Source organism: Streptomyces griseobrunneus (assembly GCF_046713465.1).
Taxonomy (GTDB): Bacteria; Actinomycetota; Actinomycetes; order Streptomycetales; family Streptomycetaceae; genus Streptomyces; species Streptomyces microflavus.
This window is the reverse complement of the sequence record NZ_CP177080.1, coordinates 2,412,971-2,433,951: the sequence shown is the minus strand read 5'-3', so window position 1 is coordinate 2,433,951 and position 20,981 is coordinate 2,412,971. Positions and strand designations below refer to the sequence as shown.

The 20,981-nt window shown below is 73.1% G+C and carries 18 protein-coding genes; 4 read left to right on the top strand and 14 right to left on the bottom strand.

Going from position 1 to position 20,981, the window contains the following annotated elements:
* Positions 1–73 precede the first annotated feature (73 nt).
* The 4 genes from ACK8N7_RS10610 to ACK8N7_RS10595 all read right to left on the bottom strand — a co-directional run bounded on the left by ACK8N7_RS10610 (position 74) and on the right by ACK8N7_RS10595 (position 5,170).
* Complete coding sequence (locus tag ACK8N7_RS10610; RefSeq protein ID WP_500442019.1) at positions 74–3,049, bottom strand: outer membrane protein assembly factor BamB family protein; 2,976 nt, start codon at positions 3,047–3,049, stop codon at positions 74–76.
* 93 nt (positions 3,050–3,142) lie between these two features.
* Positions 3,143–3,418: a DUF8847 domain-containing protein gene (locus ACK8N7_RS10605; protein ID WP_403209720.1), complete on the bottom strand. Its 276-nt coding sequence runs from the start codon at positions 3,416–3,418 to the stop codon at positions 3,143–3,145.
* Between the two features lie 4 nt (positions 3,419–3,422).
* The gene (locus ACK8N7_RS10600) at positions 3,423–4,199 is read right to left on the bottom strand and encodes a TetR/AcrR family transcriptional regulator (protein WP_500442017.1); all 777 of its coding nucleotides are present in this window, start codon (positions 4,197–4,199) and stop codon (positions 3,423–3,425) included.
* Positions 4,200–4,234: 35 nt separating this feature from the next.
* Positions 4,235–5,170, bottom strand: coding sequence for an AurF N-oxygenase family protein (locus ACK8N7_RS10595; RefSeq protein ID WP_500442016.1), 936 nt, complete (start codon positions 5,168–5,170; stop codon positions 4,235–4,237).
* 270 nt (positions 5,171–5,440) lie between these two features.
* Between ACK8N7_RS10595 and ACK8N7_RS10590 the strand changes: the two genes are divergently transcribed.
* The 3 genes from ACK8N7_RS10590 to ACK8N7_RS10580 all read left to right on the top strand — a co-directional run bounded on the left by ACK8N7_RS10590 (position 5,441) and on the right by ACK8N7_RS10580 (position 8,540).
* Complete coding sequence (locus tag ACK8N7_RS10590) at positions 5,441–6,550, top strand: ferritin-like domain-containing protein (RefSeq protein WP_403209726.1); 1,110 nt, start codon at positions 5,441–5,443, stop codon at positions 6,548–6,550.
* 95 nt (positions 6,551–6,645) lie between these two features.
* Positions 6,646–7,542, top strand: a complete 897-nt coding sequence (locus tag ACK8N7_RS10585) for an ADP-ribosylglycohydrolase family protein (RefSeq protein WP_403209728.1) — start codon at positions 6,646–6,648, stop codon at positions 7,540–7,542.
* Between the two features lie 128 nt (positions 7,543–7,670).
* Positions 7,671–8,540, top strand: a complete 870-nt coding sequence (locus tag ACK8N7_RS10580; protein ID WP_403209730.1) for a hypothetical protein — start codon at positions 7,671–7,673, stop codon at positions 8,538–8,540.
* A gap of 14 nt (positions 8,541–8,554) precedes the next feature.
* On the opposite strand, the gene ACK8N7_RS10575 is transcribed toward ACK8N7_RS10580, so the two are convergent.
* The 10 genes from ACK8N7_RS10575 to ligD form a co-directional block, all read right to left on the bottom strand.
* The gene (locus tag ACK8N7_RS10575) at positions 8,555–9,040 is read right to left on the bottom strand and encodes a DUF3291 domain-containing protein (protein WP_403209732.1); all 486 of its coding nucleotides are present in this window, start codon (positions 9,038–9,040) and stop codon (positions 8,555–8,557) included.
* The gene (locus ACK8N7_RS10570) at positions 9,037–10,113 is read right to left on the bottom strand and encodes an amidase family protein (RefSeq protein ID WP_403209734.1); all 1,077 of its coding nucleotides are present in this window, start codon (positions 10,111–10,113) and stop codon (positions 9,037–9,039) included. The genes ACK8N7_RS10575 and ACK8N7_RS10570 overlap by 4 nt, the downstream gene beginning before the upstream one ends.
* Before the next feature lie 143 nt (positions 10,114–10,256).
* The gene (locus ACK8N7_RS10565; protein ID WP_403209736.1) at positions 10,257–11,714 is read right to left on the bottom strand and encodes a penicillin-binding transpeptidase domain-containing protein; all 1,458 of its coding nucleotides are present in this window, start codon (positions 11,712–11,714) and stop codon (positions 10,257–10,259) included.
* Positions 11,711–13,117, bottom strand: a complete 1,407-nt coding sequence (locus ACK8N7_RS10560; RefSeq protein WP_500442013.1) for an FtsW/RodA/SpoVE family cell cycle protein — start codon at positions 13,115–13,117, stop codon at positions 11,711–11,713. Before ACK8N7_RS10560 ends, ACK8N7_RS10565 begins: the two co-directional genes overlap by 4 nt.
* Before the next feature lie 149 nt (positions 13,118–13,266).
* Complete coding sequence (locus tag ACK8N7_RS10555) at positions 13,267–13,749, bottom strand: SH3 domain-containing protein (protein ID WP_403209740.1); 483 nt, start codon at positions 13,747–13,749, stop codon at positions 13,267–13,269.
* 94 nt (positions 13,750–13,843) lie between these two features.
* Positions 13,844–15,202 (bottom strand): ATP-binding protein, encoded by a 1,359-nt coding sequence (locus ACK8N7_RS10550; RefSeq protein ID WP_500442011.1) that lies wholly within the window; start codon positions 15,200–15,202, stop codon positions 13,844–13,846.
* Entirely contained in the window at positions 15,199–15,927 is a 729-nt protein-coding gene (locus ACK8N7_RS10545; RefSeq protein WP_403209744.1) for a hypothetical protein, read from the bottom strand. Before ACK8N7_RS10545 ends, ACK8N7_RS10550 begins: the two co-directional genes overlap by 4 nt.
* A gap of 82 nt (positions 15,928–16,009) precedes the next feature.
* On the bottom strand, positions 16,010–16,324 hold the full coding sequence (locus ACK8N7_RS10540; RefSeq protein ID WP_015611341.1) for a zinc-ribbon domain-containing protein: 315 nt from the start codon (positions 16,322–16,324) through the stop codon (positions 16,010–16,012).
* Entirely contained in the window at positions 16,321–18,498 is a 2,178-nt protein-coding gene (locus ACK8N7_RS10535; RefSeq protein ID WP_403209748.1) for a HEAT repeat domain-containing protein, read from the bottom strand. The genes ACK8N7_RS10540 and ACK8N7_RS10535 overlap by 4 nt, the downstream gene beginning before the upstream one ends.
* Before the next feature lie 366 nt (positions 18,499–18,864).
* A complete protein-coding gene (gene ligD / locus ACK8N7_RS10530) occupies positions 18,865–19,764 on the bottom strand; it encodes a non-homologous end-joining DNA ligase (protein WP_403209750.1) in 900 nt (299 codons plus the stop codon).
* A gap of 77 nt (positions 19,765–19,841) precedes the next feature.
* On the opposite strand from ligD, the gene ku reads away from it, so the two are divergent.
* On the top strand, positions 19,842–20,957 hold the full coding sequence (ku, locus tag ACK8N7_RS10525; protein WP_500442008.1) for a non-homologous end joining protein Ku: 1,116 nt from the start codon (positions 19,842–19,844) through the stop codon (positions 20,955–20,957).
* Positions 20,958–20,981: the final 24 nt, after the last annotated feature.

Here is a 20,981-nt window from a genome sequence, read left to right as displayed (position 1 = left end):
CAGGTGATGCAAGCACCGCACGGCGTGCCGCCCGGGGGATGCCCCGGACGGCGGTACCGGTGACGGCCCCGGCTCAGGCCACCGGGAAGGCGTAGAAGGACCTGTCCCGCTGGACGACGGCGTGCGCACCGACCGTGAAGGTCCGGTACGAGGCGCTCACCGTGGCCCCCTTCGGGTCGGCCACCCCGATGTCCTGGAACTTCCACAGGCGCTCCCCGTCGGCCGCGGAGAACGCCGTGACCTGGGTGGCGTCGGAGGCGAACAGCGTCTTGCCGCTGCTGCTCAGGGCGAGGGAGGGGGCGTTCCCGATGCCCGGTACCTCCGTCGAGCGGCGCCAGACGAGGCGCCCGGTCTCCCGTTCCACCGCGCCGACCTGCTGGCTGCGTTCGGCGGTGTGGACGAAGGGCCCGGCCACGACCGGCGTGCCGAAGACCGATCCCGCCGTGCCCGCGACCCGCCACAGCGGCTTGGCGGTGTCCGCCTCGAACGACTGGAGATCGGTGCCGACCGCCGCGTACAGGACCCCGTCCTCGTCGCCCGCGATGGCCGCGATGGGGGAGGCCGTGCCGTACTGCTTGGCCCACTGGAGCTTGCCGGTCGTCCGGTCGAAGGAGCGGATGATGCCCTTCCCCTTGGCCGCCTTGACCTCGGCCGGTGTCAGGGTGACGGCATCCTGCCGTACGAGGAGATCGGCCGAGCGCTCCGCGACGACCCGGGCGACCGGCGTACCGGGGGCACGGCCCGCCGGTACCGGCGTACGCCACACCTCGGCGCGCCGGACGATGTCGTACGCGAAGAAGTACGCCTGGACGGCCTGCTTGTCCGGCGCCTGCTTCTTGCCCTTCTTCGGCTTGGGGGCCTTCACGGTGACCGTGTGCGAGCCGGCGAACCAGATGAGGGGCCCGGACTGGCCCGCCAGCCGCCCCACCTGGAGGTTCGGCAGGCCGGTGAAGCCGTCCGCGTACCGCACGCGGTGCACGACCGTGCCGTCCTTGGGCGCCAGCCAGAGGAACTCCGTGGGGCTCGCCACGAAGCACAGGTCGCCGGCCGCCAGTGCCGCCTGGCCCTTGGCGGCGTCCGCGCGCTGCCAGACGCGCTTGCCGGTACGCAGGTCGACGGCGCTCGCCTGGCTCTCGCTGGTCACCACCAGCAGCCGGTCCCGCCAGAGCGCGGTGGTCAGCGGGGAGGACTCGGAGGCCGGGTGGGAGTAGGTCCAGCGCGGCTCGGGGGGCCGGCCCGGGAGCGTGCGGCGCGGCTTCGGCGCGGGCTTGTCATCCGTGGCGGCCACGCTCTCCCCGCCACCGATCGCGGCGACCGCCCCGCCGCCGACGACGAGCCCGCCGACCGCCGCGGCCGCGATGGCGATCAGGGCCCGGCGGCTGGTGGCGGAGCCGTCCGGAGGGGTGGGCGCGGGCGGGAGGGGCAGCGCCACCATGGGGCCGGTGCCCTGGGGGCCGTTGGTTCCCTGGGGCCCGCCGGTGGGGCCGCCGCCCGGGGCTGTGCTCTGGCTTCCGCTCTGGCCTGCGCCCTGGCCTGCGGAGCCCGGGAGGAGTGCGGCCGGGTAGGGGGCCGGGCTGCCGTAGGTGTGGTGGTGGCCCGGCGCCGGAACCCCGGAGGTGGCGGGGAGCGGGGGCGCGGGATGGGCCGGGGGCGGCTCGTGGGGCTCGTGGGGGAGGGCGAGCTGGGTGGTCGCGCGGTCGGACTGCGGCGGCTTGGGGCCGGTGTTGAGGAAGCGGGTGGTGCCTCTGTCCTCACCGATGTCACCGGTGCCGGTGCCGTAGCCGTCGGTCGTGGTGGGGGCGGTGGTGCCGTAGGTCTCGGTCGTGGTGGCGGGGGTGGTGCCGTGGGATTCGGTGGTGGCGGGGGTGCCGTAGACCTCGGTGGTGACCGGGGGGCCGGTCGTGGCCGCTGGGACTCGTGGGTCGGCCGGTGTCTGTGTGACCGGCGCCTCGGCGGGTGCGCCCGGTGGTGCGACCGTCACGGCGTCCACGGGGCGCGCGTCCACGGCCACGGCGTCCACGGCCACCGCGTCCACGGCCACCGCGTCCTCGGGCCGTGCGTCCTCCGGCTCCTCCGCCGGGCGCGCGTCCTCCGGGGCGGCGGCAGCCTCCTCCGGCACCTCCAGCGCCCGGACCCGCGCCTCCTGGTCCGCGACCGCCGCCGCGAGCCGCTCGGGGAGCCAGCCGCCCCGGGCGAGGCCCGCCGCGCCCTCCAGGGCCAGTTCGGCGGCGACCGTACCGGCGGTGGGCCGCTCGGCCGGGTCCTTCGCCAGGCAGCCGGCGATCAGCTCGCGCAACTCCTCGGGTACGGCGTCCAGTTCGGGGTCGGCCTCGGCGATACGGCGGGCGGCCTCCTCGGCGGGCCCTTCCGTGAACGGGGTCGTCCCGGTCGCCGCGTACGCCAGCAGCAGCCCGAGCACGAACAGGTCGGACGGGGCGCCGACCTCCTTGCCCTCGACCTGCTCCGGCGTGAGGTAGCCCAGGCGGACCGAGAGCTGCCCGCCCGGCTTCGCCTCCGCCGCCGCAGCCGCGCCCAGCGGGCCGAACGCGGTGAGCCGGGGCCCGTCCTCGGCCAGCAGCACCGTGCCCGGGGCGAGCCCCTGGAGCACGGCGCCGCCCGCGTGCACCCGGGAGAGGATCTCGGCGATGCCCGCGCCCAGTATCCGCAGGGCACGCTCAGGCAGCGGACCGGCGATGCCGATCGCCTCGGCAAGGGGCAGAGCGGGGACGTACTCCGTAGCCGTCCACAGGAGTTCCGGGCCGTCGGCCGCACCAGTCTTGTCGGCAGCGTCGTCGGAAGCGGAAGCGGAGTCGACGAGTGGGGTCACCCAGCCGCCCGCGAGGCGTTCGGCGGTGCGGGCCTCGGCCTGGAAGCGGCGCCGGAAGGCCGGTACGGCGGCGAGCGCGGGGCGCGCGGCGGTGATCACGGCGACCTCGCCGGTGGCGGTGTCCCGTGCCACGTACTGCACGGCGCTCGCGGCTTCATGGAAGCGGGCCAGCACGGTGAAGCGGCCGAAACGGCGTGGATCTTCCCTACGCAGCGCCTCCATGGCGCACCCCCCTTGTGACCGTCATCCGGCGCCCGAGTGAACTGTCCCTCGGCGCCTGACCGTCGATCTTAGGGCCTGTGCGTGCGCAACGCCCTAGCCGCCGCTCGCGGGCCTCGACCAGGGCCACTTGAGGGTGGGGCGCTTGCGGCCGCCGGGGGCGTACTCGTACACCCAGCCGCGCTGCAGCCCGAGCCGCTTGGTGTAGCCGGCCGGGACGCGCTCGTAGGCGTACACGGTGGGCGGGGAGCCGTCGGGGGAGGGCACGGGGACCTCGTACCACTTCGGCGGGTGGCCGGTCGGGCCGACCAGGACGGGCAGCACCCGGCCGTCCAGGGGGCCGCCTCTGAAAGGGGTGTTCTCGCTCTTCACCTGGTCAGTCTGCCGCAGTGGCGTGCGGCAGCAGGTGCGCCGCCTCGGCGACGACCGGGATCACCAGCTCCGCCAGCCGTCCGGCCGGTCCGTCCGGGGTCTCCAGGGCCAGCAGGTCGCGGACCACCGACGCGGTCTCCTCGTCGGTCGCCGCCGTCGCCGCGAGGAGCGCGATGAGATGGTCGACCAGCCAGCCGCGCAGCTCGGCCGCCGGGGGCCGCTTGCCCTCGTCCAGCCAGATCAGGGAGGCCGCCTCGACGGCCGCGATCCAGCTCCGGACCATCATCCGCAGCCTCGGCCCGGCGCTCCGCTCCCCGGTACCGCCGATCCGGCCGAGGTGGCTGAGGATCTCCTCGGCCGCCGCCCGCCGGACGCCGTCCACGATCGTCGTCGTACGGGAGGTCTCCACGACGCTGCCGCCGCGCAGCAGGGCGCTGAACCCGGTGTCGTGCTCGTCCACGAAGCGCAGGTAGCGGTCCAGGACGCGGGCGACCCGCTCGGTGGGCGGGCCCATCGGCGGCTCGCTGAAGCAGAGCGTCAGCTCGTCGGCGGCGGAGCCGAGCGCGGCCTCGTACAACTGCTGCCGCCCGCCCGGGAAGTAGCGGTAGACCAGCGGCCGGGAGACCCCGGCCGCCACCGCCACCTCGTCCAGCGAGACCTCGTCGGGGGCCCGGTGGGCGAAGAGGCCGAGCGCCGCGACCAGGAGCTGGGCGCGGCGCTCCTCGACACTGAGCCTGCGGTACGCGCGGGGCGGCGGCGGGGCTGCGGCGGTGGACGTCATGCCCCCGAGAGTAGAGGGTGTCCGCCCGTACACCCTCAGGCCAGCAGCCCGGAGCTGCGCCAGAGCCTGCGGCCGACGCCGTTCAGCAGCCCGATGTCGTCGAAGAAGTCCGTGAGCCGCTTGGAGCCGGTCTGCATGACCTCCGCGCGGTGGCCGCTCGCCTTCACCTGGGCGACGGCCTCGCGGCGGTCCAGGCCGACGTTCTCGTACACCTGCGGGTTGACGAAGCAGACGGAGAAGACCCGGGCCGCCTCGCCGCAGCTGACCTTGGTGAGCTCGCGCTCCCAGCGGGGGGCGGTCACCATCTGGCGGCGCAGCTCCTCGCGGGCGTACCGGACGTGCCGGGCCTCCTCGATGACATGGATACGGGTCACGCCGCGCACCAGGGTCTGCACCCGCTCGTCCGGGAACGTCAGCCGCTGCATCCAGTCGAGGATCTCCTCACCGAGCAGGGTCGCGGCGAACGAACCGGGCGTGGTGGAGACGGTCTTCAGGACCCGCGCCAGGTTGTGATAGACGCGCGGCACCTCGTACGTCGGGGCGCCGCCCCAGTCGATCATGCGGCCGAACATCATCGAGTGCCGGCACTCGTCGGCTATCTCCGTGAGGGCGTAGCGGACGTGGTTGCTGGTGACGGGCTTGTCGTAGACGTGCCGGACCAGCAGCTGCATCAGGATGATCTCGAACCAGATGCCGAGCGAGGCGAGCGCGGCGCCCTCGTGCCGGGAGAGGTCCAGGCGCTGCTCCTCGGACATCCGGTGCCACATCGGGGTGTCGTACAGCGAGAGCAGCTCCGGCGGCCAGAACCACTTGCCCTCCTCGACGGCCGAATCCCAGTCGAGTTCGGTGTCCGGGTCGAAGGAGTGCTTGGCCGAGGATTCGAGCAGGCGCGCGGCGATCTGCTCACGGTCGCGGAGCGGCCCGAGTGCGTCGCGGAGCACGGTGACATCGCGGTCGGTCACGGTCGTCATGGCGGGAGCACCTCACACAAGGGTTGCCGGGCACAGGTGTTACCGGCGGTCACCTCTTATGAGACTGCTTGTCAGCAAGGACGTCAATCCTTTGCGCAGGACTACTGCGCGGCTGCTGCACGACTTACGCGCGACGGCGCCCGACTTGTTGACCCGCCGTCTACCAACGTGTGAACCTGCGGGGGGAGGCGGCGGGCGACGCACCCAACAGCCCCCGGTGCCACGGAACTTGTCAAGCCGTTCGAGCCAGTCGAGGCGAAGGAGCCGTCCGTGTCCACTCATGACCTCTACACCACCCCGCCGCCCGAACCGACCTGGCAGGTCCCCGCCGCCGGGGCCGCCCGGTTCAGCTGGGACTACGACGACGGCCGTGAACGCCTCCTCGCCCTCTACCAGAAGGGCAAGGACAAGCAGTGGGACGGCAACAAGCGCATCGACTGGTCCCTGGAGGTCGACCCCACCGACCCGCTGGGCACCCCCGACGAGGCGCTCACGCTGTACGGCACCCCGCACTGGGCGAAGATGACGGAGAAGGACCGGGGCGAGCTGCGCAAGCACTACACCTCCTGGCAGTTCAGCCAGTTCCTCCACGGCGAACAGGGCGCCATGGTCTGCGCGGCCAGGATCGTGGAGTCCGTCCCCGACCTGGACGCCAAGTTCTACTCCGCCACCCAGACCATGGACGAGGCCCGGCACGCGGAGATATACGGCCGCTTCCTGCACGAGAAGATCGGCATGCTCTACCCGGTCAACGACAACCTCCAGGGCCTGCTGGGCGACACCCTGCGCGACTCCCGCTGGGACATGCCGTACCTCGGGATGCAGGTCCTGATAGAAGGCCTGGCGCTCGCCGCCTTCGGGATGATCCGCGACACCACCACCAAGCCGCTGCCCAAGCAGATCCTCGCGTACGTCATGCAGGACGAGGCCCGGCACGTCGCCTTCGGGCGGATGGCGCTGCGCGACTACTACAAGCAGCTGAGCGACGCCGAACTCCGCGAGCGCGAGGAGTTCGTCATCGAGGGCTGCTACCTGATGCGCGACCGGCTCAGCGGCGTCGAGGTCCTGGAGAACTTCGGCATCGGCAAGCAGGAGGCGAAGGAGCTCTCCGAGCACTCCGAGTTCCTCCAGCTCTTCCGGAAGCTCCTCTTCAGCCGGATCGTCCCGTGCGTCAAGGACATCGGCCTGTGGGGCCCACGGCTCCAGAAGGCGTACGTCGACATGGGGGTCCTCGAACTCGGCGACTCCAACCTGGACCTGCTCATGTCCCAGGACGAGGAGATAGCCGAGGAACTGGACCGCGAGCGCTTCGCCGTCGAGGAGGAGGCCCGGGTCGCGGAGGTCGCCGAGGCGATCGGGGAGGGGAGGGAGGCGGCCTGAACCGGGGCCGTTCACCCGGGGGCGTCCCCGAGGGGTATGTGTTCACCGCCGGATATCCGATGTACGTCGACGGGTTCCGGCGGCACCATGCCGGTATGACCACGAACCCGCCCCCAGCCGCCGCCGGGCTCGCGGCCGCCAGCCGCAGCCTCGAAGCCCTCGCACTCGGCGACGCGTTCGGCGAGCGCTGGTTCCCCCTCTTCCGCGAACGCGGCCGGGCCCGGAACGAGATCCGGGACCGGCGCACCCCGCAGGAGCCGCTCTGGCCCTGGACCGACGACACGGCCCTCGCACTCGCCCTGCAACGCTCACTCGACGAGCGCGGCCAGGTCGACCAGGACCACCTGGCGCTCTGCTACGCCCTCGCCTTCGACGCCGACCAGGCCCGCGGCTACGGGCACGGCATGCACCTCCTGCTGCCCCGGCTCCTCGTCGCCCCCGCCGACTGGCGCGTCCTGGCACCCGGGCTCTTCGACGGCGGCAGCCTCGGCAACGGCGCGGCGATGCGGGTCGCCCCGCTCGGCGCCCGCTTCCACGAGGACCTGGACCGGGTGGCGGAGCAGGCCGTGCTCTCCGCGGCCGTCACCCACGCCCACCCGGACGGCATCGCGGGCGCGGTGGCGGTCGCCGTGGCGGCGGCGCTGTCGGTGCGGGGCGAGTTCACCCTGGAGGCCGTCGCGGACCGGACGCCCGAGGGGCCGGTACGGGACGGAGTGCGGCGCGCAGCTCGGACCCCGTTCACCACGGAACCGCAGCGGGCCGCGGACCTCCTCGGCAACGGGCAGCACATCCGGGCCGACGACACCGTGCCCTTCGCCCTGTGGACCGCGGCCCGTCACGGGGGCGACCTGGAGGCGGCGCTCTGGGCGACGGCGGAGGGGCTCGGAGACGTGGACACGACCTGTGCCATCACCGGCGGCGTGGTCGGTGCGGCGACCGGGACGGCCGGGGCACCGGAGGAATGGCTGCGCAGGCGCGAGCCGTTGGGGTGAGGGGGTGCCCGGTGGTGAGGGGCCGGTCCCGCCCGCCGGTCCTGCCCTGGTCCCGATACCGGCCGCATCGAAGTACTGCAGCCGGCCGTGTCGAAATTCCGTTCGTAAACGTGTCGTACCGTGAGCGCATGACCACCCCGCCGCACCCGCCGCAGGGCCCGTACGGGCCGCCCCCGCCTCCGCAGAACCCCTACGGTCCGCCGGCCGCCGCCCCCGGGGTGCCGCAACAGCCCTACGGCTACCCGCAGCAGCCTCCCGCCCCGCCCCAGCAGGGAGGCTGGGGACAGCCCGGCTGGGGGCAGCCCGGTATACCCGGCGGGGGCGGTCCGGGGGCGGCGGACTGGCCGCCGCAGGGGCCGCAGCCGCCGAGGAAGAAGCGCACGGCGCTGATCGTCGGGATCGTGGCCGGCGCGGTCGTGCTGGCCGGTGGAATCGCCTTCGGCGTCTCCCAGGTGGTCGGGAAGACCGCTGAGGCGGCGTTCCCGGAGGCCGAGTACAAGCTCGTCCTGGAGCAGAAGCTGCTGGACGGCGAGTTCACCCTGGCCCAGGACCTGTCCTCGACCGAGGGCAAGAAGATCGAGAAGATGTACGACCCCACCGTCCGGGACGCGAAGGCCGTCGTCGGGCAGTACAGCTCGGCCGAGGGCGGAGCCCTGGTGATCTCCGGGATGTACGGGCTGTTCACCCGCCCCGAGGCCATGACCGGCAAGATGATGGACGGCGGGGCGGCGGGGAACGGCGCGACCGTCGTCGTACCGCCCAAGGAGTTCACCCCCGCCGGTTACGACATCACGCTGGAGTGCCAGGTGCTCCAGTCGAACCAGGCCGGGGTCAAGGCCAACGTGCCGATGTGTGCCTGGGGCGACGACAACACGGGGGTGTCCGTGGGGATCATCCGCCCCGAGACCGCCCTCAAGGACGCCAGCTCGATCGACCTGGAGGCGGCCGCGGTCGAGACCGCCAAGATCCGTGAGGAGATCCGCCGGCCGATCGGCTGACCGCCCGTCGCCGGTCAGTGCACCACGCTCGGCGCCGGGAACCGGGTGCGCAGAGTGAACGCCCGCTCGGCCGGGCCGTGTTCGCGCAGGTGGAGCAGGCGCTCCTCGGCGTCCGCGACCGTCGGGCGCTTCCCTGCGGGCACCCACCACAGGGCGGTCATCGCCTCCCTGACCTGCTCGAACCACTCGCGGCGCCGGCTCATCAGCTCCCGGTGCCGCCCGGCGTACATGAAGGCCGTGAGCGCTTCGGCGTCCCGCCACACCGACATGTTCACGATCAACCAGTCGTCCCCGAAGACCGGGACGTCCGTGGCGTTCCCGGAGTCGGAGCGCAGCCGCCACACGAACCCCTCGGCCCGGTCGGCGACCGCGTTCACCGGGTCCAGCCCGTCGACGAAGTCCTTCAACTGCGGTGAATCCAGCGGGAATCTGAGCCGCGCGATGTTCACCTGGGCCAACTCGTGTTTCCCGCTGCCGGTTTCTGTCTCTATGGAGGTCATGGCCGCACGGTAGGCAGAGCGTTCTCCACCGCGCGGGCCATTCCGAGCAGCGAGACGTCCGCCCCGCGGTCCGCCACCAGGTGGAGTCCCACCGGGCAGCCGTCCCCGGTGAATCCGGCGGGCAGGCTGGCCGCCGGGTGGCCGCTCAGGTTGAACGCCCAGGTCAGGGCGGTGGAGTAGCGCTCGCCCGGGCCCTCGTGCCCATGCGGCCGGTTCGGCGTGACCGGGGTCAGCAGCAGGGGCGCGGTGGCGAAGAGGGCATCGAGCCGCTCATCGTTCGCCCGCCGGACCGCGACCGCCTCCGGGGCCCCGGGCGACCCGCCCCGTACCGCCGTCCAGGCCCGTACCGGGTCGAGCAGCGCGCAGCCGGCGTCCAGCAGGCGTACGGTCCCCGTCGCGACCAGCCGGTCCACCGCCGCCCGGACGACGCCCGCCACCTCCGGATCCACGTCCGCGAAGCCGAGGTCCTCGCTGTAGACGGCGGGCAGCGGGAGTGAAGGGGCGGCGGGCTCCTCGTACCCGTCCAGGACATGGCGGAGGTACCGTTCCGCCCCCGCCGCCGACCGGGCCAGCACCCCGGCCGACGCGAGCCCGGACCGGTCGGGGGAGGGGAGCAGCCCGTTCGTCGTCCTCAGCCCGAACACCCCGCACCAGGCGGCCGGGATGCGGACCGACCCGGCCCCGTCGCTGCCGGTCGCCAGCTCCACCATCCCCGCCGCCACCGCGACCGCCGAGCCCGCCGACGAACCGCCGGGGGTCCGGTCCGCCCGCCACGGGTTGACCGTACGGCCGTGGGCTCCGTGTCCCCAGGTCTGCCAGTGGGTGCCGGGCCCGGGGACCGAGGTCGCGCCGACCGGGACGCCACCTGCCGCGATCAGCCGACGGGCCGCGTACGAGCGGATGCCGGTGGGGCCCTTCACGGCGAACGGCAGCCCGCGCAGGGGGAGTCGGAGCGCCGCCGGTTCGCGGGCGAGGGCCTCCTCGGGCCAGACCTCGGTGAACGCGTTGAGCGCCGGGTCCAGCAGGGCGATCCGCTCCAGGGCCCGCGCCACGGCGGACGGTGTCCTCGTCATGGGCCCAAGTCTCGCCGGGCGGCGCATGCCTCCTACTCTCGCCGTACGGGCTCCGGTGCGGCCTCCCGCTCTCCCCGCGCGGCCTCCGAACCGCCCCCCGTCTCACCGGAAGGCAGGCCCCCAGTCCCACCGGAAGCCAACCCTCACTCCTCCAGCGCCGCCTCCATCACCGCCCGGGCGATCGGGGCCGCGCTGCCGCCGCCGCTGATGTCGCCCCGGTCGGCGGAGGCGTCCTCCACCACCACGGCGACCGCGACGGCCGGGCGGCCTGAGTCCGGGGCCTGGGCCCAGGAGATGAACCAGGCGTACGGCAGCCCGGAGTTGTCGATGCCGTGCTGGGCGGTGCCGGTCTTGCCGCCGACCATCACCCCGTCGATCGCCGCGTTCGACCCGGTGCCGTTCTCCACCACGTCGACCATCATCCGCTGCAGCTGCACCGCCGTGGAGGGGCTCATCGCCCGCTCGTAGGAGCGCGGTCCCTGCTGCTGGACGGTGTCCCCGTCCGCGGTGGTCACCCGGTCCACCAGATACGGCACGCGCAGGTCGCCGTGGTTCGCCACCGCCGCCGCGACCATCGCCATCTGGAGCGGGGTCGCCGTCGTGTTGAACTGCCCGATCGAGGAGAGCGCGAGCTGGTCGTCGCTCATGTCGGTGTCGAAGTTGCTCCGCGCCACCCCCGACGGGATGCGCAGCCCGGTCTCGTTGAAGCCGAACCTCCCCGCCGCCTCCGCCATCCCCTCCAGCCCGACCTCCACCCCCAGATGAGCCATCACCGTGTTGCAGGAGACCCGGATCGCGTCGGCCAGCGACGCCTGCTCGCAGCCGGTGGCCTCGTTGGGCAGGGTGGTCCTCGTGCCGGGCAGGACGTAGGGCGACGGGGTGTCCGTGGGTGCGTCCGCGTCCTTCACCACCCGGGCGTCCAGTGCCGCCGCAGCCGTCACGATCTTGAACGTGGAGCCCGGCGGATAGGTCTGCCGGATGGCCCGGTTGAGCATCGGCAGGCTCTTGGCCGCGTTCAGCCGGGTCCAGGCGTCGGTCACCGCCGAGCCGGTGCCGGAGAGCCGCTCGGGGTCGTACGACGGGGTCGAGACCAGCGCCAGGATCCGGCCCGTCGACGGCTCCAGGGCGGCGACCGCGCCCCGCCGCCCGCTCAGTCCGGCGTACGCGGCGCGCTGCATCGACTCCTTGACGGTGGTGACGACGTTGCCGCCCGGCTGCCGGCCCCGCGTGAACTCGTCCCAGAAGGGCAGCGGCGCCAGCAGCGAGTCCGTCCCCGACAGGACGCCGTCCTCGGCGTTCTCGATGAGCGTGGTGCCGTACGTCTGCGAGGCGTACCCGGTCACCGGCGCGTACAGCGGGCCGTGCAGATAGGTGCGTTCGAAGCTGAGCTGCTCGCCGGTCTCCTTGTTCCCGGTCACGGCCCGGTCGCCGACGAGGATGTTTCCGCGCGGCTGGTCGTAACGGACGATGGTGTTACGGCGGTTGGCCGGGTTGGCGTCCAGCTCATCGGCCTCGAAGAGCTGGATACGGGCCGCGTTGGCGAGCAGCGCGACGAGCAGGAGCAGGCAGAAGGCGGCGGCCCGCCGGATGTAGCGGATCACCGGTCCTCCTCCATGGGGTCCACCGAGCCCATTGGACCCACGGCGCTCGCGATGACCCCGGTCTCCACCTGTTCGGGGTGCGGTCTGCGCGAGACGTCGCTGACCCGGATCAGCAGCGCCACGATGATCCAGTTGGTGACGACGGAGGAGCCGCCCTGCGCCAGGAACGGCATCGCCATCCCGGTCAGCGGGATCAGCCCCATCACCCCGCCCGCGATCACGAACACCTGGAGCGCCAGGATCGAGGCGAGACCGATGGCCAGCAGCCGCCCGAACGGGTCGCGCAGCGCGAGCCCGGCCCGGTAGCCGCGTGCCACGAGGAGCGCGTACAGCAGGAAGATCGCGGTCAGGCCGCTGAGCCCCAGCTCCTCGCCCGCCGTCGCCAGGATGAAGTCCGACTTGGTGGCGAAGCCGATGAGGATGGAGTGGCCCGCCCCGAGCCCGGTGCCGAGCATGCCCCCGGCGGCGAAGGCGAAGAGCGACTGGGCGAGCTGGCCGGGACCCCGCCCCGCGTCGATCGAGGCGAACGGATCCAGCCAGTCCTGCACCCGGCCGTGCACATGCGGCTCGAACGAGCCGACGACGAACGCCCCGACGGCGGCGAGCAGCAGCCCGACCGCGATCCAGCCGGTCCGGCCGGTCGCCACGTACAGCATGATGACGAAGAGTCCGAAGAAGAGCAGCGAGGTGCCGAGGTCCCGCTCCAGCACCAGCACGCCGACGCTGATCAGCCAGATCGCCACGATGGGGCCGAGCACCCGGCCGGTGGGCAGCTGCAGCTTCCAGAACGTGCGGCCGGTGTAGGCGAGCGCGTTGCGGTTGGCGGCGAGGTAGGCGGCGAAGAAGACCGCGAGCAGGATCTTGGCGAACTCGCCCGGCTGGAACGAGAGCCCGCCGACCCGGATCCAGATCTTCGCCCCGTTCACCGCCGGGAAGAAGATCGGCACGATCATCAGGACGAGCGCGGTGGCGACCGACAGGTAGGCGTAGCGCTGGAGCACCCGGTGGTCGCGGAGCAGCACCACGACGACGGCGAAGAGCGCGACCCCGAGCGTGGACCAGATCAGCTGGGTGGGGGCGGCCTGGTCGCGCGGGGTCTCCAGGTCGAGCCGGTAGATCAGCACCAGGCCGAGCCCGTTGAGCAGGACGGCGATCGGCAGCAGCAGCGGATCGGCGTACGGGGCCCGGAAGCGGACCGCGACATGGGCCAGCAGGGCGAGCATGCCGAGCCCGGCACCGTAGCCGGCGACATCGGGGGGCACGGCCCCGTCGTGGGCGAGGCCGACGGCGGCGTAACCGTAGACGGAGATCAGGACGGCCCCGATGAGGAGCGAGAGCTCGACCCCGCGCCGTCTGGGCAGGCGGAGCTCGGGCGGGGGAGCGTCCGCCGTCGTTGCGGTCATGGACCGCAACGTAGCAAGAGGTGTGCCTTATTTCCCTTATGTCATAGTGCTCGCCGCCATGTCACCGCGCTCGCCCCCCTGCGGCGGCGCGCGTCCGCCCGGGGAGCCACCGGCTCCCCGGGCGGACGGGGAATGCGGGGGTGGGGAGGTCAGCAGAAGCGCGGCGCGGCACCGATGTTCTCGATGTAGCGGGCCGAGCCCCAGGCCCAGGTGCCGTCGGTCAGCAGGTACCAGCGGTTGTTGCCGTCGACGTTGTCGCCCGTGGTCTTGCAGAAGATCTTGACGACGGTGCCGTACTCGACCGAGCCCACGACCTTGCTGCTGCGGGTCGGCTTGTCGCGCAGCAGCAGGTACGGCTTGGCGATGACGCGTCCCTTGTACGTCCGCTTGGGAGCCTGGGGCCGGGCCTGGTTCTGCGTCTGCGCCTCCTGGCGGGCCTCGTGCTCGCGCTGGAGGGCCGAGGCGGAGAGCTCGTCGGAGCCCGGGGCCGAGACCGCGGCCTCGCCGCGCTGGTCGACGGGCTGGGGGTCCGCCGCCAGAGCGGGAGCGGCGGCCGTGACCGCCGCGAGGGCGCCGGTGGCGACGCAGAGACCGATCCGGCGGAACCGCGAGGGGCGGGACAGGGGGGACATGCTGCCTCCATGGGAAAGGAAAGGGGGACCGTGAGGGGCGCGAGCTGGGCTCACCCTTGTCACGCTAGGTTCGCCACGGAGAGTTCGCAAAACATCACTTTGTGTGACGAGTGTCCGGATTCGTGGTCCCCACGCCCTTGTCGCCCGTGGTCCCGGCGGAATCGCCGTCGTCGAGGCGTACGTACTCCGGCAGCGTCAGCCGTGCCAGCGCGCCGCCGTCCGGGGGATTCGTGAACTCCAGACGGGCCCCGATCACCGCGGCCTGGCCCACGGCGATGGTCAGCCCGAGTCCGTGACCCTTGCCTGCGCCGTCCGTGCGGAAGCGCTGCGGACCGCCCTCCAGGAGGTACCCCGGGAAGCCCTCGCCGTGGTCGCGTACGGAGACCACCGCGCCCTCCACGCCCAGCACCACCGGCGGGGCGCCGTGGCGGTGGGCGTTGGCCACCAGGTTGCCGATCACCCGCTCCAGCCGCCGCCGGTCCGTCTCCACCCGCGCCGGATCCGCGACCCGCACCCCGGTCGGGGTGCCGGAGGCCCGCACCACCCGTTCCGCCAGCGGGGCGAGGTCGTGCACGGCCAGGTCGACCTGCTCCGTACGGGCGTCCAGGCGCGAGATCTCCAGCAGGTCCTCGGTCAGCGCGCGCATCGCCCGCACCCGGTCCCGTACGAGCTCCGCCGGGCGCCCCGGCGGCAGCAGCTCGGCGGCGGCCGAGAGACCGGTGAGCGGGGTGCGCAGCTCGTGCGCCACATCGGCGGTGAACCGCTGCTCCGTCTGGAGCTTGCGCTGGAGGCTGGAGGCCATGGTGTCCAGCGCGCCCGAGACGATGGCCACCTCGTCCTGACCGCGCACGGGACGTGCCGTACGGGGGTCGCAGACCCGGGCGTCGAGGTCGCCCGCGCTGATCCGGCGGGCCACCCGGGCCGTCTGGTGCAGCCTGCGGGTCACCCGGCCGACGGCGAAGAGGCCCACGACCAGGGTGGCGGCGATGGCCAGCAGCGAGGATCCGATGATCGCCCGGTCCAGACCCGCGATGGTGCGGGCGCTGTGGCTGTAGTCCGTCCAGGTGGCCAGTGCCCGCCCGTCCGCCGGGCCCGCCGCCCACATCGCCGGCCCGCCGCGCCCGTCCGGGTCACCCGGCCGGTGCGGGCCGTCCGCGACCACGGTGCCGCGCTCGCCGCCCGCCGCCAGGGCGCGCAGCGAGGCGGGCAGCCCCGGCGGGTCGATGCCGGAGCCCCGCGGCAGCGGCTCCCCGGCCTCGTACGCGTCGGTGACCACCTCCAGCCGGTCCAGCGCCTTCTCGCGGGAGTGGGAGACCGTCTGCCGGGTCACCGCGGTGTGCACGAGGACGCCGAGCAGGGCGGCGAGCGTGCAGCACATGACGGTCAGGAAGACCGCGGACTTCCAGGTGAGGGTCGCGGTCCAGGCGGGGGAGCGGAACCGGCGCCGCTTCATCGGCCGTCCGCCGAGGGTGAGCCCGGGCCCGAGGGGCTCGGGGTCCGGTCACGGTCCGCGTCCTTGCGGCGCTCCGGCGCCCGCAGGATCTCGTCCCGGGTCGCCAGCATCGCGCGCTGCCGGGCATCCCACGACCACGCGGTGCGGTACTCGTACCCGGAGATCGCCGAAGGGGCCCGCAGCACCAGGTCCCGGCCGGCCAGCTCCACGCTGATCACGGCGTCCGAGGTGGACATGATCCGGGTCAGCCCGCCCCGGTCGGCCAGGTACGCGCGCACGGCGAGCTGGCGTCCGGGCATCCGGATGCCGAGGACCAGCTCGTCCCTGCCGTCGCCGGTCAGGTCGAAGTAGTACGGGTTCAGGACCGGGCAGTCGTCCGGGGCCGTCCGGCAGGCCCGGATCTGCCGGACCGTTCCGTCGGGGAGTTCGTCCAGGCCGCTGTCACGGTCGGTCTTCGCCTTCAGCCCTGCCTGCACCACCGCGACCGGGTCCAGCCGGTGCACATCGCCGCCGGGCACCGTGATCCCGGGGATCCGGGCCGTCTCGCCCTCCCCGTAGTCGTACGGGGCGGCCGACGCGGGCGGCAGGTCAGGCCAGAGGCGGGCGGGCTCGACAGCGGAGAGGGCCTCGCCGGCGCTCTCCAGGCCGCCGGCCGAACCGCAGCCGGAGATCAGGGCGAGCGCGGCCACGGCGGACGCGACGGCAGGGACGCGGACCGGGCGCACGGCTGGCCCTTCTCTTGGACGACAGGGGGCCTACACCCTAGGACGTGTCCGTGCGCAATGCCCACTTCGTGCCGATACGGCCTCAGCGCTGGTACGGGTTCTGCCCCGGCTGCGTGAAGCCCGGCTGCTGCGGGGCCTGCCCGAGGCCGCCGTCAGGACCCGCCGCGTGCTGGGCGAGCAGCTGGTCGGCCTGTTCCTTGGATATCTGCTGCTCCCCGCCGCAGAACGTGCACTGCGTCGCGTACTTCGTCGAGAACGGGAAGAGCGGCACGAAGAACAGCGTGAACTTCGTGACCCGCTTGCGCAGGGTGTGCGCCGCCGGATTGCCGCACCAGCCGCACACCATCGTCAGGATGGCCAGCTGGTGGAGGTAGCCCTTGGTACCGAAAATGATCATGCCGTGTTCCCTTTCCCCGTCCCCCGGAGTGCCTGTCGGCACAGCGCCAGGAGCTTTTCGTCCTCGTAGGTGTCATGACTGCCGTACCCGCCGTCCAGCGCGTTGTGACGGCGTACGCAGGCGAGCTCGGCGCGCAGTACCTGTGCCGCCGTCGACGCCGGGCCGAGCGGACCCATACGTGCCAGGCATTCTGCCACCCGGACGCGGACATGGCGGTTCTTCTCCCAGGCGGTCAGCAGCACCTCGATGCTCTCCTCCGGCCGCCCCGACACCTCCCAGAGCGCGATCGCCGCGTCCACCCGCAGCCACAGCTCGTCGTGGGCGAGCAGACCGCGCAGCCGGGGCGCCACCACCGCCGCGTGCGGCCCCAGCGCCCCCAGCGCCGCCGCCGCGGCCCGCCGGTCGTGCACCTGGTCCGACTGGAGCCCCTCGATCAGCACGGGCAGCACCGCGTCCCGGTCCCCGGCGACCGCCCACAGCGCCTCGGCCGCCTCCGTGGCCGTCCCCGAACGGCGGAGCATCGCCCGCAGCTCCGGCACGGCCTCCCGCGCGGCGGGCCCGAACGAGCCGAGCGCCCGCAGTGCCGCCGTACGCAGCCACTCGCCCCGGTACTCCGGGGCGCCGCGCAGCACCCGCAGCACCTCCGGCGTCGCCTCACCCGCCCGCAGCCCGGTCAGCCCGGCCAGCAACGGGCTCGCCCGGTCGTACGCCCCCTCGTCCAGCGCCACCCCGGCGAGCCTGCGCCGCAGCGCCTCCGCCAGCGGACGGGCGGCCGGGCCGAGATGGCCGACCGCGAACCCCACGTCGTGCGGCACCTCCGGCAGCTCCAGGGCCGCCGCCAGGGCGGGCACCGCGCGGGCGTCGCCGAGCCGGGCCAGGGCCTTCACCGTGGAGCCGAGCCCCGGTGGACCGCTGGCCCACGCCTTCACCCAGCCACCGGGATCGGCCGCCAGCCGGGCCGCCAGCGCGTCGGCGGTGGGGGCGGCCAGCGAGAACAGCTCCTCCAGCACGTGGGAGGCGGCCTCGGCCAGCCGGGGCTCGGGGTCGGAGAGCTGGTCGCCGACGAGCGCCACCAGCTCCTCGTACGAGCCGCGCCAGGCCCGCATCAGCCCGCCGCTCATCCGTACGGCGTCGATGCGCTGCCAGCGGTCGGGGCTGCGGAGCTGGTCGATGAGGAGAGCCGTGCGGTCACCCACCCGGTCGTCGAGGCCGACGTGCAGGGTGCGCAGCAGATCGGCGGCCCAGGGGGCGCCGCGCCCGGCGTTCTCCTGGGCGGAGAGGGCGCGCAACTGGCCCACCAGGGTCGGCGCCACGGCCTGGTCGGCCCGGGAGACCTCCGTACAGCCGACCGGGTCGGTGTCGGGCTCCGCCTCGGCGTCGACGTCCGGCTCGCCGTCCTGGTCGTGCTGCGGGTGCTGGTGGTCCTGTTCCGGTGCGCCGCCCGGCGCGCACCGCAGCTCCCGGAGCAGTCCCGACACCACCGGCACCACATCGCGGGGCAGCGCGTCGGGCGAACAGCGCGCGAGCTGGGCCAGGGCGGCGAGCCGCAGCCCCGGCGCGTGCTCCCGGTCCACCAGCCGGGTCAGCCACTCGGCCACCCGCCCCGCCAGCGGACGGTGGCGCAGGGCGACCCGCCCGGCCGCCTCCACGAGGGCGAGCCGTACCTCCTCGTCCGGCTCCACGGGCAGGCGCTCCCGCAGCAGCGCCAGGACCCGCACGGGGTGCCGGTGCAGCGTGGCCAGCGCCAGCGGGGCCGCCAGCCGCACCCCGGGGTCCTCGTCGGCGATCAGCTCGAAGAACACCCCGGCCCCCGCGGTGACCGCGGCCGCCGCCATCGCGTAGTTCGCGGCGCCCTCGATCTCGTCCTCGTCGATCTCCGCCTCGTCGTCCTCGTCCAGATCGAAGCCGCCGATGCTGGTGAGCAGCTCCACGACGCTGCCCCGGTCCTGCACGCCCGGGTCCACGGCGAGCTCGAAGAGAAAGGGGATGCACGCGAGGGTGCAGGCGTAGACGTCCCCCTGGTGGTGCACGGCTCCGTACATGCCGTCGAGCGCGCTCTCCCGTTCCGCCGGATCGGCGGAGGCGAGCCCCCGAAGGAGCACCGGCACGTCGTCGGCGGGCCCGTAGGCATGCTCCATCGAAGCCCAGTCGACCTCATCGATCCCCGAGAACACGCCATCCCCTCCCCACGTCACGGCTGCGTCCGGAAGCTCCACCCGTCTCCGGCACACCTGTTCCCCACGCCCCTGCGGCGCGTCCCGAAGAAAGCGCCTGCGCAGAGTGTGCACCACGGCTCCGACAATCCACCCGCCACTTGTGGCCTTTCCTCATGCCGTGACCAGGTCATGACCCTGTCATGACGCGAAGACGGCGGGAGAACCTGTGCGCAGCCTGTGAATCCGGGCGAACCGGTTGCGAGGCGCGTCTGGGGGCGTTCCGCCGTCCGGCCCGGAGCCGCCGTGGGAATCAGGCCGGACCTGTCGTCGGGATCAGGCTGAACCCTTCCCTTTGTCGAGATCAGGCCGCACTCGTCGTCGGGATCAAGCCGCCCCCGCGGGCAGCGGTCGTGCCCGGTCCGGATCGAGCAGGGGGCCGAGCAGGTCCCCGTACCGTCCCAGCCGCGCGGCCATGCCGTCCGCCCGGAACACCAGCGCCTCCGGATTGCGGCACCCCTCGATCTCGTCCCATGTGACGGGCGCGGAGACGGTGGGCTCGGTCCTGGCCCGCAGCGTGTAGGGCGTGGCGGTGGTCTTCGACGCGGAGTTCTGGCTGAAGTCGACGAAGACCTTGCCGGGCCGCAGGGCGCGCTTCATCCGGTGCAGGGCCAGTTCCGGCAGGGCGCTCTCCGCCTCCACCGCGAGCCGCTTCGCGTACGCGGACACCTCGGCGGACGGGGTCGGCTCCAGCGGGACCAGCAGATGCAGGCCCTTGGAGCCGGACGTCTTCCCGTACGCGAACAGTCCGTCGGCGGAGAGCCGCTCCCGCAGCCAGAGGGCCACCGCACAGCACTCCACGACGGTGGCGGGGGAGCCGGGGTCCAGGTCGAAGACCATCCGGTCGGCGGTCCCCGGGGCGTCGGCCCGCCACTGCGGGGTGTGGAACTCCACCACCAGGTTGGCCGCCCACATCAGCGAGGCCAGATCCTCGACCATCACCTGCCGGGCGGCCTGGTCCTCGCTGCGCGGCACGGGGGTGGTCCGCACCCAGTCGGGCGTACCGGGCGGCGGGTTCTTGGTGAAGAAGAGCTGCCCCCCGGGCCCGTCCGGATAGCGCAGGAAGGAGACCGGGCGGTCGCGCAGATGGGGCAGGATCGCCCGCGCCACCGTGGCCGCGTAGTAGTGCAGCACCTCGCCCTTGGTGGTCCCGGTGGCCGGATACAGCACCTTGTCGAGGTTGCTGAGCGAGAGGCGCCGCCCCTCCACCTCCGTGATCGGCGTCATACGATAAGAGTCACACGAATCACACCAATCACACGAGAAACTGCCCAACCATCCTTAACAGTCAAAAGGGGTGAACGGTGAGGTCCATATGGAACGGTGCGATCTCCTTCGGGCTGGTCAGCATCCCGATCAAGCTGGTCAACGCCACCGAGAACCACTCGATCCACTTCCGGCAGATCCACCTCGCCGACGGTGGCCGGATCCGGTACCGCAAGGTCTGTGAGCTGGACGAGGAGGAGGTGGCGGGCGGCGAGATCGGCAAGGCCTACGAGGACGCCGACGGCACGATGATCCCGATCACCGACGAGGATCTCGCCCAGCTCCCGCTGCCCACCGCCAAGACCATCGAGATCGTCGCCTTCGTGCCCGCCGACGAGATCGACCCGCTCCAGATGGACGCGGCGTACTACCTCTCCGCCGACGGGGTCCCGGCCGCCAAGCCGTACACCCTGCTGCGCGAGGCCCTCAAGCGCAGCAACAAGGTCGCCGTCGCCAAATACGCCCTGCGCGGCCGTGAACGGCTCGGCATGCTCCGGGTGGTGGACGACGTGATCGCCATGCACGGGCTCCTGTGGCCCGACGAGATCCGCGCCCCCGAGGGGGTCGCCCCGGACAGCGACGTCACCGTGCGCGACGCCGAACTCGATCTGGCGGACGCCCTGATGGACACCCTCGGCGAGGTCGACATGGACAGCCTCCACGACGACTACCGGGAGGCGGTGGAGGAGCTCATCGCCGCGAAGGCCTCCGGTGAGTCGTTCCAGCCGGCGGAGTCCGACGACTCCGGCGGCGGCAAGGTCATCGACCTGATCGCGGCCCTGGAGAGCAGTGTCCGCGCCGCGAAGAAGTCCCGGGGGGAGGAGAACGAGGCCGAGAACGAGGGGGACATGGCGGACGTCCACCCCATCAAGAAGACGGCATCGGGGAAGACGGCATCGGGGGAGCCGACGAAGAAGACGGCACAACAGAAGTCCACGCCCAAGCCCACCGGCACGAAGAAGTCCACAGGGTCCTCGTCGTCCCCGGCCAGGAAGACAGCGCAGAAGCAGAAGAAGACAACAGCCAAGTCGACCTCCTCCGCCTCCTCCGCCTCCTCCAAGAGCTCGTCCCCGGCGAAGAAGCAGACGTCGTCGAACGCCCGGAGCACCACGAAGAAGAAGACGGCCGCACCCCGCAAACGCGCCTCGGCCTGACCCCGCCGCGTCCCGATCCCCGGC

Coding starts and splice junctions, on each gene's coding strand:
- ACK8N7_RS10550 (WP_500442011.1), bottom strand. CDS start 15,202: ATGAAGCGGCGCCGGTTCCGCTCCCCCGCCTGGACCGCGACCCTCACC.
- ACK8N7_RS10585 (WP_403209728.1), top strand. CDS start 6,646: ATGACCACGAACCCGCCCCCAGCCGCCGCCGGGCTCGCGGCCGCCAGC.
- ACK8N7_RS10610 (WP_500442019.1), bottom strand. CDS start 3,049: ATGGAGGCGCTGCGTAGGGAAGATCCACGCCGTTTCGGCCGCTTCACC.
- ACK8N7_RS10560 (WP_500442013.1), bottom strand. CDS start 13,117: ATGACCGCAACGACGGCGGACGCTCCCCCGCCCGAGCTCCGCCTGCCC.
- ACK8N7_RS10570 (WP_403209734.1), bottom strand. CDS start 10,113: ATGACGAGGACACCGTCCGCCGTGGCGCGGGCCCTGGAGCGGATCGCC.
- ACK8N7_RS10580 (WP_403209730.1), top strand. CDS start 7,671: ATGACCACCCCGCCGCACCCGCCGCAGGGCCCGTACGGGCCGCCCCCG.
- ACK8N7_RS10540 (WP_015611341.1), bottom strand. CDS start 16,324: ATGATCATTTTCGGTACCAAGGGCTACCTCCACCAGCTGGCCATCCTG.
- ACK8N7_RS10595 (WP_500442016.1), bottom strand. CDS start 5,170: ATGACGACCGTGACCGACCGCGATGTCACCGTGCTCCGCGACGCACTC.
- ACK8N7_RS10575 (WP_403209732.1), bottom strand. CDS start 9,040: ATGACCTCCATAGAGACAGAAACCGGCAGCGGGAAACACGAGTTGGCC.
- ACK8N7_RS10600 (WP_500442017.1), bottom strand. CDS start 4,199: ATGACGTCCACCGCCGCAGCCCCGCCGCCGCCCCGCGCGTACCGCAGG.
- ACK8N7_RS10555 (WP_403209740.1), bottom strand. CDS start 13,749: ATGTCCCCCCTGTCCCGCCCCTCGCGGTTCCGCCGGATCGGTCTCTGC.
- ligD (WP_403209750.1), bottom strand. CDS start 19,764: ATGACGCCGATCACGGAGGTGGAGGGGCGGCGCCTCTCGCTCAGCAAC.